This is a genomic window from Oribacterium asaccharolyticum ACB7, from assembly GCF_000238075.1.
GTDB lineage: Bacteria > Bacillota > Clostridia > Lachnospirales > Lachnospiraceae > Oribacterium > Oribacterium asaccharolyticum.
In genome coordinates this window covers 1081386-1093418 of the sequence record NZ_JH414504.1, presented here as the reverse complement: position 1 = coordinate 1093418, position 12033 = coordinate 1081386, and the positions used below count along the sequence as shown (strand labels likewise).

Here is a 12033-nt window from a genome sequence, read left to right as displayed (position 1 = left end):
GAATAGGAAAGCCGGAATTGAAAAGCAAGAATCAAAGAGCTAAACATCGGATAGCTCGAACAGAAAGGCAGGAGGAAGAAAATGCAGGCTTTTTTAAAGAGAAAAAATATTGAAATTTCACTGAAACGCTACGGGATAGATGCCTTATCCGCTATGGCGCAGGGACTTTTTTGCTCCCTCTTAATCGGCACTATTTTAAATACGATAGGGCAACGCCTCGGAGTTTCCGCATTAACCCGAGTAGTGGCTACTATCGGCGGTGTGGATTACACTGTGGGCGCTATGGCTTCCGCAATGAGCGGGCCGGCTATGGCTACGGCTATTGCCTATGCTTTGCAAGCGCCTCCTCTGGTTCTGTTCTCCTTAATTACCGTGGGCTTTGCTTCCAATGCTTTGGGAGGAGCCGGAGGACCACTCGCCGTACTATTTGTGGCTATTCTTTCCACAGAGATCGGAAAGGCGGTTTCTAAAGAAACGAAGGTGGATATTCTGGTGACTCCTCTTGTGACGATAGGCTCTGGAATGCTGTTCTCCGCTCTTTTGGCACCGCTTATCGGTAAAGCGGCTATACAGGTAGGAAGCCTCATCATGTGGGCGACGGAACTGCAGCCCTTCTTTATGGGAATCCTGGTTTCGGCTCTCGTGGGTATTGCTCTCACCCTTCCGATTTCCTCTGCAGCCATTTGTGCGGCTCTTGGACTCACCGGCCTTGCAGGAGGAGCGGCTGTGGCAGGTTGCTGCGCACAGATGGTGGGGTTTGCGGTAATTTCTTTTCAGGAAAATGGAGTATCCGGGCTTGTTTCTCAAGGCTTGGGAACTTCCATGTTGCAGATGGGAAATATCGTAAAAAATCCGAGGATTTGGATTCCCGCGACCTTTACATCCATGATTACAGGACCCTTGGCGACCTGCATTTTCCATTTTGAAAATAATGGACCTGCGGTGACTTCCGGTATGGGAACATGTGGACTCGTAGGCCCGATTGGTGTATATACCGGATGGCTAAAGGCGGTAGAGGAGGGCGGTAAGTCCGCTGTAACAGCGATGGACTGGATTTCCTTACTGCTTCTCTGCTTTATTCTTCCGGCTATTTTATCCTTACTTTGTTCCGCCTTTTGCCGGAAAATGGGATGGATTAAAGAGGGGGATATGAAATTGGCTTCTTAAAAAAACAGGTAGAAGGAGAAAGCAATGAAAACGAGAGAAGAAGCAATACAATTCGGCTTGTCTTTTCCGGATAGCTATATAGACTGTCCTTTCCGTACGGCGGATTGGGAGCTGATTCGTTTTCGGGAAAATAAAAAGGCTTTTCTGCTTATCTACGAAAGAGATGGTTTCGTGAACCTGAATGTGAAGGTACATCCGGAATGGCGGGATTTTTGGAGAAGAGTTTATCCTGCGGTGCAGCCTGCCTATCACCAGAATAAAGAGCATTGGAATACAATCCTTTTAGACGGCAGTATTCCTGAGGAAGAGCTTCGGAGAATGATTTCGGAAAGCTACAGCCTCATTTCCGATTCCCCCACAAAAAGGATTTACGAGGCGGTGAAGAAGATCCCCAAGGGCAAGGTAGCCACCTATGCGGAGGTTGCGGAGATGGCGGGAAATAAAAAGATGTCTCGTGCCGTGGGAAATGCCCTGCATAAGAATCCGGATCCGAAGCATATCCCCTGCTTTCGGGTTGTGAATTCCAAGGGAGAGCTTGCTCCTGCCTTTGCTTTCGGAGGAGAGGATGAACAGAGAAAACGCCTGGAAGAAGATGGAGTGGAAGTGAAGGACGGAAAAGTGGACTTAAAGAAGTATGGAATGGAAGTCAAAAATTGAATGCGGACTTAAAGAAACAAAGAAGTAAAATATAAGAAAGCCTGATAAAATGCCAGAATCTTTGTATGCTGAATATCAAGAAAATCAAATCATCCTTCATGTGGATATGGACGCCTTTTATGCTTCCGTGGAAATGCGGGACAATCCGACTCTTAAAGATAAGCCCCTGATTATCGGTGCGAAACCCACGGAGCGGGGCGTGGTGGCAACCTGCAATTATGAAGCAAGAAAATACGGTGTCCGTTCCGCCATGAACAGCAAAGAAGCCTTTCGGCTTTGCCCGAAGGCTGTTTTTCTGTATCCGGATTTTGAAAAGTATAAGGCGGTGTCAGAGGAGCTCCATGAAATTCTGGAAAGCTATACCAAGCAGGTAGAATACATTGCCCTCGACGAGGGCTATCTTGATTTAACCAAGGTGGCCAAAGATTTTTTCGAAGCGGAAAAAATCGGGCGGGAAATTCAAAGGAGGGTTGCGGAAGAGCTGAGGCTTACCTGCTCTGTAGGGATCGCTTATGGGAAAACGGCGGCAAAAACCGCCAGTGAAGAGAAGAAGCCCAACGGTTTCTTTATGATTCAAAGAAGAGAAGATTATGTAGAGCTTTTACGGGACAGAGATGTTCGGGCGCTTTTCACGGTAGGGGCAAAAACGGCGGAAAAACTTCATTCCTTCGGGATTTATACCGTAAAGGATTTGCAGGAAAAAGAAAAGGAAGTGCTTCGTCTTCTGGGAAATCAGGGGAAAATGCTCTTGGAGCTTTCCTACGGTATCGACCATCGAAAAGTGGTTCCCTACCGTCCGGAGGACACCCAAAGCATCAGCAAAGAAATGACTTTTCAGGAGGATGTGACGGACTATTCCTTTTTGGATGATGTGCTGTTTCTCCTATCCTTCCGTGTGGAGAATCGGGCGAAGCGATACGGGCTTTATGCAAGAGGGGTTTCTCTAAAAATCACCTTTGCGGATATGAAAACCATTACCCGTTCTGCCCTCATTTCCGAAAGCACCCAAAGTGCATTTTCCTTGTATAAAAATGCCTCTGCCCTCTTACAGCAGATTCCCAGGCGCAGAGTCCGGCTAATCGGGGAAGGTTTTTATCATTTGGAGGAAAATGAAGGAAGACAGCTTAGCTTTTCCGACATTTTCACGGAAGAAAAAGAGCGGGAAGAAAGAGAGAGGGAAGAGCGCTGGAGGCAAATGGAGGATCGTTACGGCACCCTGTTTCAGGACAGAAAGAACACGATTCTTTCCGGAGAGCGAGTGTATGATTTGATAGAGGAGATGCGAAAGTTCGGAGGAAAAGATTGACATTTGTAACGCGGGAGGTTACGTTAAAAACCAGATGTATAGTGACATTTTACTTTGAAGGACAGGATGCCTATTTAGTGGATTATCAAGATTATCATTGATTGAAGTAAGGAGACCAACTATGAAAAGAAAACCGACACATCCGGGAACTGTATTTTTTGAGGATGTTTTGAAACCATTAAATTTATCGATTACAGAAGCTGCCGGAATGTTAGGGATTAGTAGGAAAGCTCTTTCGGAATTTGTTCATGAAAAGGTTTCTCTGAGCCCGGAAATGGCGATTCGTATTAGTAGAGCCACCGGAACTTCCGTTGAGAGCTGGATGAATATGCAGCAAAAGCTTACCATCTGGGAGGCAGAGCAGAATATTGTCAATAATGTTATTGCTTTTCCGAGTTTGCCTACGGAAAATACAGTGGCGTTATAGAGGGTAAGTGTATGGGAGAAAGCAGAATCGAAAGGGCGGTAGACTATATCACAAAGCTTTTTCAGGGAAATGGAGATGGGCACGACCTTTCCCACAGTTTGCGAGTATATAAAAATGCGATGTCGATTGCTAAAGCGGAAGGGCAGGGAGAAGAGGAAATTATTGCGCTTTCCGCTCTCCTACATGATTGCGATGATCATAAGCTTTTCCATACAGAAAACAATGCCAATGCCAGAAGCTTCTTGCAGGAGGAGGGTCTTTCCGAAGAGCGAATTGAGGAAATATGCAGAAATATCAATTCCGTTTCTTTTAGTAAAAATAGAGGGAGAGTTCCGGAGACTATTGAGGGAAAAATCGTGCAGGATGCAGACCGTCTGGAAGCGATTGGCGCTATCGGTATTGCTCGATGCTTTCAATTTGGTGGAAGCCACGGTAGGAGCTTGGAGAATTCCATCGAGCATTTTTATGACAAGCTTTTACTGGTTTCTAAGGAATTAAATACTCCTTCAGCCAAGAAGATGGCAGAGAAAAGGGATAAGCTCATGGAGGAGTTTCTGAAGGAGTGGGGAGAGGAAATGAATTAAACATTGAAAATATAAAATAGTTTAATTTTCCAGCTCATCTCTTAAATAATTCCGAGTGAGTTCCAAGACGGTAGAGCATAAGGACGAGAACGTCATTTTGAATTTCGTATACTAACAACCAATCTGGTTCAATATGACATTCTCTTGTACCCTTATACTTACCGGATAGGTCATGATCTCGATATTTTTCCTCTAACATGCCGCCTTCTGCTAGAATATTTACTACATCAAATAGTTTATTTAAATCTTTATTCTGTTTTTTAGCGAGCTTAAGATCTTTCTTAAACAGATTAGTGAACTTGACTTCGTATTTCATACTTCCAAAGCCGCCTTGAGTTCATCCATAGTTTTATAGGATTTTACGCTACTATCTAAGGCAATACGGCGTCCTTCCTCGATAGCAGCAACTGTCTCTTCATTTGGAGTATCCAGTTTTAAAGAAAAGGGAATCCCGTTTTCACGGATAGTTGTTCTAAGAAACATATTAATGGCAGTAGTCATATTCAGTCCCAGCTCGGAGAAAATCTGATCCGCCTGCTCTTTAATATCCTTATCGGTTCTGATGTTTAAATTTGTTGTTGCCATGCAAAGTACCTCCAATTTCTTCTTCCCGATTTACAATTAATAGTTCATTGTCTGAATGATAGGATAAAACAAAATTTATCTAATATCAACATCTTGTCATTACAATATGCATCTTTTACAAGATTTCCTCATAATACGCAATATCCATGACCGCAAGACGCCTGTAACCTTTTTGGGTAACATAAACAGGGCCCTGTGAACTTTCTGTTAAATAATTTATAGCTGCGTTGCATTAAATTTATACCGATGTTATAGTGCACGGACACACGATGGTTCATCCATCTTCACGGGGAATATCCCTTTTCAGAGAGAGTGAGGAATCTTATGAAAGCACACGAAATTTTGAACAACCCCTTTTTAAACAAGGGCACGGCATTTACCATGGAGGAAAGGGAAAAATTAGGTCTTATCGGACTTTTACCGCCCCACGTGCAGACCATTGAAGAGCAGGCGGAAGAAACCTACGCACAGATGCAGACGAAGGCAAATAATCTGGAAAAGCGGCTCTTCTTGATGCAGATTTTCAACACCAATCGTACGCTCTTCTACTATCTTTTTTCTCAGCATCTCGCAGAATTCAACCCCATTGTTTATGACCCGACCATTGCAGAAACCATTGAGCACTATAGCGATCTCTTTGTAGATCCACAGTATGCGGCATATCTGGATATCAATCACCCCGAGAATATTGAGAAGACCTTGAAAAATGCGGCGGAAGACAGAGAAATTCGGCTTATCGTGGTGACTGACGCGGAGGGGATTCTTGGAATCGGAGACTGGGGAACCAACGGGGTAGACATTTCCGTAGGAAAGCTCATGGTGTATACCGGCGCAGCAGGAATCAATCCCTCCTACGTTTTGCCTCTTGTGATTGACGGCGGAACGAACAGAGAAGAGCTTCGTAACAATCCGCGTTACCTTGGCAATCGTCATGAGAGAGTTCGCGGAGACCGTTACTACGATTTTATTGAGCAGTTTGTACAGACCGCAGAGCGCCTTTTCCCGAAGCTCTATCTGCACTGGGAGGATTTTGGAAGAGGAAATGCAGCCAATATATTGGAGAAATATCGGAAGCAGATTCCGACCTTCAACGATGATATTCAGGGAACAGGAATCGTGACACTGGGCGGCGTTTTTGCAGCGATGGCGATTTCCGGACAGAAGCTGACGAATCAGGTTTATCTCTGCTTTGGCGGAGGTACGGCAGGAGCCGGTATTGCCTCCAGAGTCCATCGGGAAATGGTAAGAGAGGGTCTTTCCGAGGAAGAGGCTTACAAGCGCTTCTTTATGGTGGACAAGCAGGGTCTGCTTTTTGACGACATGGAGGATTTGACACCCGAGCAACGTCCCTTTGCAAAAAAACGTTCCGATTTTCCGAATGCAGACAAGTTGACGGATCTTGCCGAAGTGGTACGGACAGTAAAGGCAACCATTCTAGTGGGAACTTCCACTGTACCGGGAACCTTTACGCAAGAAGTTGTAGAGGCAATGTGTAAGAATACGGAGCGCCCCTGCATTTTCCCACTGTCTAACCCGACAGAGCTTGCGGAGGCAAGCGCAGAGGATTTAATCACCTGGTCTGACGGAAAGGCTTTCGTGGCAACGGGTATTCCCGCAGACGATGTGTCCTATAAAGGCGTAAACTATGTAATTGGACAGGCGAATAATGCCTTAATTTATCCGGGACTCGGTCTTGGTATGCTGGCATCGGAGGCGAGCCTCCTCACCGACGAAATGATCGCGGCAGCTGCGGATTCTCTCTCCGGTATTACCGATATTACAAAGCCCGGCGCACCGGTGCTTCCGCCTTTCAAGTATGTGGGCGAGGTTTCCATTAAGGTTGCGGAAGCGGTAGCGAAGAAGGCCAAGGAGCAGGGACTTGCCCGTGCCAAGGAGCAGGATATGGTGAAGGCAGTGCATGACTTTAAGTGGTATCCGAAGTATCAATAAAGGAGGGGAAAATGACTGTATTTCTCACCTCGATTCAGAGCATTATTCCCATTATTGTGATTATTGCTCTGGGCTATATCCTACAGACAAAGGGATGGTTTTCAGAGAGCTTCGGACCGAACCTTTCCCGCCTGATTATGAATGTAGCTTTACCGGTATCGATCTTTGTCTCGGTTTTAAAGTATCTCACTGTGGATAAGCTCATTAGCCTTTCCGGTGGATTGCTGTACACCTTCGGCGCCTTTGCCCTGACCTATGTCTTTGGCTTTTTGGCGGTGAAAGTTTTCGGTGTGCGTGCCGGAAGACGAGGCACTATGATCAATACCTTTGTAAATGCCAACACCATTTTCATCGGCTTACCTTTAAATGTGGCACTCTTCGGAGACGATGCCCTTCCCTATTTTCTGATTTACTATATTACAAATACAATTTCTACCTGGACGCTGGGAGTTTACATCATGACTACGGACAGTGTAGGAGGAGAAAAGAAAAAAGGAACAAAGTTTGACTGGAAGAAGCTTTTACCGGCACCCTTGGTGGGGTTCCTGATTGCACTGGTATTCCTCGTTTTACGGATTCCGGTACCGACCTTCGCAGGAAATACCCTGACCTACATCGGAAACATCGTAACGCCCTTGTCATTAATTTACATTGGTATTATTCTTGCAAAGGCAGGGCTAAAGAGTATCCACTTTGATAAGGATACCGTAGTGACGATTGTGGGACGTTTTATTCTGGCTCCGGTTATTATGTATGTTTTACTCTACTTTACCGGAAAGGGCTTACCCACGAAGGAGTTCAATACCTTCGTGATTCAGTCTGCCGCGCCGGCTCTTGCGGTTCTCCCAATCCTTGCCAGTCAGGGAGACGGAGATGTGGAGTTTTCCACCAATGTGGTAACTATCAGTACGGTGCTGTTTGTCGTTGTCGTACCTGTAGTGATGACTTTACTGGGATAAAGGAAATGAAAAATATTAAGACTTCATTTGGGGCAGTAGCTATGCCCATAAACGAAGGATAGAAAAAGAGCGGGAATCCCGCTCTTTTTTGCAGACTCTGGATAGGATTCTTGTCTGTCCGCTTTCTAGCTTATCCATTAGGACAGGAACATCTACTCCGGCATCAGCCGTTGGCTATTCGCCAAGAAAATTCATATTGGGCCAGAGGGCACGGACTACATTTTCCGGATACTCCTGATCTATAAAGCTTTCTATAGCATTTCTTGGCTCCGGATGTTCTTTTCGATCCGTGGCTCTTACCATGACCATGGCGGTAACCATGGAGTCGGAAAGGAAAAATATAGCAATAGCTATTGCCAGCACGGAACCCAGGATAGGCGGTATCTTTTCAATAAACCGGGAAATAGGAGGGTAGGCGTAATGAAACCAAAGCACAGAAACGATTCCCCAAAAAATCATAAACAGGAGATTGGTTCTTCCGTCTATGTTAAAGGGCATATGGGAATAATCCCAAAACTTCATGCCAAAGAAAACCTCGGTGAATACGGAGCAGAGATATTCAAAGGCTCCACCAAAGAAGAATCCGGCAATGAAGATGGAAAGATTATTCTGCTTTTTGACCTTACTGAGCACCAGTGTTAGGATAACCGCGCCTAAACCCCAGACAATACTGAATGGACCGAGCACCAAACTGGAACGCCGCATCAGGATGTGGGCTGTCAGAAAGACATAGACGGTTTCAATGATATCTCCCATAAAAGAGGTAATGAGCAGCATCCAAATCAGTTTATAAAAGTGAATTCCTTCGGCAAAAATAATTCCTTGTTGTTGCAGGAATTGATCGGAGGCGGCAATTCCTGCAGATGGAGAAGCTCCATTTTCTACAGAGTTTTCTTCATTTTCTGCTAAAAGACTTGGATATTGGCGGTAAATTCTATTCCAAATACCTCGGGAAATCCATTCTCCTAATCGCAGTTTTCTATTGTGAGCCAAAATTTCTTCCTGCTTTATGTAGTATTTTCTGGGAAGAAGATAGAGCAAAACAATATCGGAAACAAGGGAAAGCAAGAGGAGAGCAGCAAGGAGGTGAACAAGAGAAAGTGGAAGCAAAGAGACCACAGAAAAAAGAAGCGGGTGGAAGCTCTTTAGCAGGACATATCCCGGAATAGTAAGGAGTATAGAGTAAGCAGCAGAGATTTTCAGATTTCCTTTTGGGAAAATTTCCCGGCTGTTCTTATTTTGATAAAATTTATGTAGAAAAAATAAAGATATGTTGTCTGTAAAAATACCATAAAGAAAGGTCATAAATAGTAATCCCGGCGTGCTGACCCTTTTTCCGGAGGATAGGAAAATTAAGAAAATCATGATTAGTGCAGGTTGAACCAAGATTGGAAGATTTAAAATTCCAAAATTTCTGTAGCACTGTTCCTTTAGGCTTACAAAAATAGTGGCGGTAATCCAGGCAAAAAAGCCGTAAAAGAAAAAATATAAGACTAGGTCTGTTCCTGAAAATAATGGCATACCCCTTACACTCCTTTTTGTTTATTACTTTTAATAATTTTTCAAAAGAATACTTTTATACAGTTTAGATATTCTCCAGTCCATAAATTCTATGAAATAGGATAATATTCGTCAAGACATTGTAGTGTTACCCATTATAAGGATTTGGTTTAGTAGCTTTAGGATTCCGGTGTTTATTCGCTAGAACTTGAAAATAAGAAACGATAAGCATACAATTTACTGAGACAAACTTTTGGCAATATATTTTGTCCTATAACTCAGAGTAGTCCTATAGCCCGGTTTTACCCTCTAGGACTAAAAAGAATGGATTTACACGGGAGAGGAGCTTTCTTTGCGCGATTTCTTGAAAAAATATGCTTTGGTGCTTCTGATCGGCGGCATTTTTGAAGCGGTTGCGGTGAGTCTTTGGCTTACGAAGCATAATCTTTTTTATCTTTTCAACTTTAGCTATATTGGAATCTCACTATCTTTCGGAATTTTTCTGCTTGGAAGAAAATATCCCTATGCCCGCCGTATTGTACAGCTTCTGGTGGGACTCTATATGCTTGTTTATTTAGGGCTTATCAACCGGGAAAATATGCAAATTGAGGGATTTTGGTACTACTTGTTCACCGGTGTTTTCGAGGCGGCTACCATTCATTATGCCGTGGCAAAAATCTTCGGGCCGCTGATTTTTGGAAGAGGCTTCTGCGGTTATGCCTGCTGGACTGCCATGGTTTTGGATTTTCTACCCTATAAAACGAGAGCGCTTCCTCGAAAAAATATTGGCTGGATTCGCTATCTGACGTTTGCTTTGTCTTTCCTCTTTGTTTCCGCTTTGTTTCTTTTGAAGGTAGGAAACTTGGAAAGGATTATGTTTTGGGCTTTCCTTATCGGAAATCTCGCCTATTATCTTGTGGGGATTGCTCTGGCTTTTCTTTGCAAGGATAATCGGGCTTTCTGCAAATACATTTGCCCGGTTACCGTATTTCTAAAGCCCATGAGTTATTTTTCTTTGGTACGGATTCGTTGTGATGAGAATAAATGCATTTCCTGCGGAAAATGTAAGAGGGTCTGCCCCATGGATGTGGAAATGACGGACAATTCCAGGAAGAGAAAAAACGGGACGGATTGCATCCTGTGTATGGAATGTGTAAAGGTCTGCCCGAAGAGGGCGCTGTAAGGGAAAAAAAGGATAGATTAGGTGAGGCCGGAATATGAAGATTTTTATTGTAGAAGATGAAGAAAATATCGTAAGGCTGTTAAAGGATGAGCTTATGCAATGGGGCTATACGGTAGAATCCGTAAAGAATTTTCAAAGGGTGAGTGATGAAGTGGAAGAATGCAATCCGGAGCTGATTCTAATGGATATTAGCTTACCTTTTTACAACGGCTTTTATTGGACGGAAAGAATCCGTAAGTTTTCCCATGTTCCCATCCTCTTTCTTTCTTCCCACAGCGAGTCCATGGACATGGTACAGGCTATGCAATTCGGGGCGGATGATTATATCGTGAAGCCCATTGATTTATATGTGACAAGGGCGAAGATTCAGGCGCTGCTTCGAAGAACCTATGAATATATCGCAGTGCAGGACAAGCTTTCCTTTCATGGATTGCAGCTGGATTTAGCAAAGGCAGCTCTTCAGAGAGAAGACTTTCGGATCGACTTAACAAAGACGGAACTGCTCATCTTGGAGTGTTTATTCTTAGCCAAGGGAGGAATTTCAAAAAGAGAGGAAATCATGAACCATTGTTGGCAGGGAGAGGATTTTCTGGATGACAACACCCTTTCCGTCAATATCACAAGGCTCCGAAAGAAGCTTTCTGCTGTGGGCTTAGAGGATTTGATCCAAACCAAGAAAGGGATTGGGTATTTTTTAGCGTTAGAAAAGTAGTGATTAAAAGGAGGCGGAAAAACCACGATGCAGATAAAAAACCGGATACCGGCGTATCTTCAAACAAAATCAGATTTATTAGGGTTTTTCCTGCTTTTGCTGTCCCTTTTCGGAGGGATTTTTTTCTTTGGGCATTTGCCTTGGAATTATTTTGTTTTAGGGGCGGAGCTGAGCGGCTTTTTGCTCTTTGTCTATCTTGTCCCGGGCTACTTTTCCTTTGTCCGGAAGGAAAGCTTGGAAAAAGCCTTGGAGCGGCTGGAAATAGAGAAAAAGGAAGAAGAACGCAGGCGGATAGAGGAAAAAAGGGAGCTTTCCGAGTATTTTCTTCTCTGGGTGCATCAGATTAAAACACCGATTACCGTGTCTAAGCTTCTTCTTCGAAAAACGGAAAGTGAGCATAAAAAGAAGCTCGAAGAGCAAATGTTCTATATCGAAGAGTACAGCAACATGGCGATGAACTATTTGAAAATGCAGAACCGTTCTGCCGACATGGATATTCATCCGGTGGATTTGGAAGCCTGTTTAAAACGTCTGTTCAAAAAGTACGCGCCCATTTTTATTGAAAAACAACTATCTCTTCACTATGAGGGGTTCAGCACGGATGGCAACGGAGAAAAAGCGGAAGTGATTAGCGATGAAAAATGGCTTTCGATTCTCTTAGAGCAGCTTCTTTCCAATGCTCTAAAGTACACGAAAGAAGGCAGTATCACCTTCTCTTTTGAGCGGGAAAGTTCCTCTCTTCGGATACAGGATACGGGTATCGGAATTCCCTCTTCCGACTTAAAGAAAATATTTGACCTGGGCTATTCCGGCTTTAATGGCAGGGCTACGGAGAAGTCCAGCGGACTGGGACTCTATATGGTGCAGAAGATTGCCGGATTTTTGCAGATTTCCGTATCGGTAGAATCTACCGTGGCAGTGGGAAGCTGCTTCACTTTGCGTTTTCCAAACTAAGCTCTTTCAATCTTACAATTCTGTAAGCTTTATCCCTTATTTTGTCATC

The 12033-nt window shown here is 44.0% G+C and carries 13 protein-coding genes and 1 pseudogene; 10 read left to right on the top strand and 4 right to left on the bottom strand.

All coding sequences use genetic code 11. From position 1 onward, the window contains the following. Positions 1 to 81: 81 nt before the first annotated feature. The 5 genes from HMPREF9624_RS04895 (at position 82) to HMPREF9624_RS04875 (ending at position 4141) form a co-directional block, all read left to right on the top strand. Complete coding sequence (locus HMPREF9624_RS04895) at positions 82 to 1167, top strand: PTS transporter subunit IIC (RefSeq protein ID WP_009536791.1); 1086 nt, start codon at positions 82 to 84, stop codon at positions 1165 to 1167. Between the two features lie 24 nt (positions 1168 to 1191). Then, the gene (locus HMPREF9624_RS04890; RefSeq protein ID WP_009536790.1) at positions 1192 to 1824 is read left to right on the top strand and encodes a methylated-DNA--[protein]-cysteine S-methyltransferase; all 633 of its coding nucleotides are present in this window, start codon (positions 1192 to 1194) and stop codon (positions 1822 to 1824) included. A gap of 49 nt (positions 1825 to 1873) precedes the next feature. Continuing rightward, positions 1874 to 3130, top strand: a complete 1257-nt coding sequence (gene dinB, locus HMPREF9624_RS04885; RefSeq protein WP_009536789.1) for a DNA polymerase IV — start codon at positions 1874 to 1876, stop codon at positions 3128 to 3130. 121 nt (positions 3131 to 3251) lie between these two features. Further along, positions 3252 to 3557: a HigA family addiction module antitoxin gene (locus HMPREF9624_RS04880; protein WP_007157196.1), complete on the top strand. Its 306-nt coding sequence runs from the start codon at positions 3252 to 3254 to the stop codon at positions 3555 to 3557. A gap of 11 nt (positions 3558 to 3568) precedes the next feature. Next, complete coding sequence (locus HMPREF9624_RS04875) at positions 3569 to 4141, top strand: HD domain-containing protein (RefSeq protein WP_009536788.1); 573 nt, start codon at positions 3569 to 3571, stop codon at positions 4139 to 4141. Between the two features lie 34 nt (positions 4142 to 4175). On the opposite strand, the gene HMPREF9624_RS04870 is transcribed toward HMPREF9624_RS04875, so the two are convergent. Beyond that, positions 4176 to 4457, bottom strand: coding sequence for a type II toxin-antitoxin system YafQ family toxin (locus HMPREF9624_RS04870; protein ID WP_009536787.1), 282 nt, complete (start codon positions 4455 to 4457; stop codon positions 4176 to 4178). Continuing rightward, positions 4454 to 4726, bottom strand: coding sequence for a type II toxin-antitoxin system RelB/DinJ family antitoxin (locus HMPREF9624_RS04865; protein ID WP_009536786.1), 273 nt, complete (start codon positions 4724 to 4726; stop codon positions 4454 to 4456). The genes HMPREF9624_RS04870 and HMPREF9624_RS04865 overlap by 4 nt, the downstream gene beginning before the upstream one ends. 312 nt (positions 4727 to 5038) lie before the next feature. On the opposite strand from HMPREF9624_RS04865, the gene HMPREF9624_RS04860 reads away from it, so the two are divergent. Together HMPREF9624_RS04860 and HMPREF9624_RS04855 are read left to right on the top strand one after the other, a co-directional pair. After that, on the top strand, positions 5039 to 6676 hold the full coding sequence (locus HMPREF9624_RS04860; protein ID WP_278208891.1) for a malolactic enzyme: 1638 nt from the start codon (positions 5039 to 5041) through the stop codon (positions 6674 to 6676). A gap of 11 nt (positions 6677 to 6687) precedes the next feature. Next, complete coding sequence (locus HMPREF9624_RS04855) at positions 6688 to 7635, top strand: AEC family transporter (RefSeq protein WP_009536784.1); 948 nt, start codon at positions 6688 to 6690, stop codon at positions 7633 to 7635. A gap of 174 nt (positions 7636 to 7809) precedes the next feature. Here the strand turns inward: HMPREF9624_RS04855 and HMPREF9624_RS11975 are convergent, their stop codons facing one another. Together HMPREF9624_RS11975 and HMPREF9624_RS12270 are read right to left on the bottom strand one after the other, a co-directional pair. Beyond that, positions 7810 to 8628 carry a putative ABC transporter permease gene (locus HMPREF9624_RS11975; RefSeq protein ID WP_242822625.1) on the bottom strand — a complete coding sequence of 273 codons (819 nt, stop codon included), beginning with the start codon at positions 8626 to 8628 and terminating at the stop codon, positions 7810 to 7812. Between the two features lie 57 nt (positions 8629 to 8685). After that, positions 8686 to 9156 (bottom strand): annotated as a pseudogene (locus tag HMPREF9624_RS12270) (putative ABC transporter permease); the annotation flags it as partial. Between the two features lie 331 nt (positions 9157 to 9487). Between HMPREF9624_RS12270 and HMPREF9624_RS04845 the strand changes: the two are divergent. The 3 genes from HMPREF9624_RS04845 to HMPREF9624_RS04835 are packed head-to-tail and all read left to right on the top strand — an operon-like array spanning position 9488 to position 11984. Continuing rightward, entirely contained in the window at positions 9488 to 10318 is an 831-nt protein-coding gene (locus tag HMPREF9624_RS04845) for a 4Fe-4S binding protein (RefSeq protein ID WP_009536782.1), read from the top strand. 34 nt (positions 10319 to 10352) lie between these two features. After that, the gene (locus HMPREF9624_RS04840) at positions 10353 to 11030 is read left to right on the top strand and encodes a response regulator transcription factor (RefSeq protein WP_009536781.1); all 678 of its coding nucleotides are present in this window, start codon (positions 10353 to 10355) and stop codon (positions 11028 to 11030) included. A 27-nt stretch (positions 11031 to 11057) separates the two neighbouring features. Then, positions 11058 to 11984 carry a sensor histidine kinase gene (locus HMPREF9624_RS04835; protein WP_009536780.1) on the top strand — a complete coding sequence of 309 codons (927 nt, stop codon included), beginning with the start codon at positions 11058 to 11060 and terminating at the stop codon, positions 11982 to 11984. Positions 11985 to 12033: the final 49 nt, after the last annotated feature.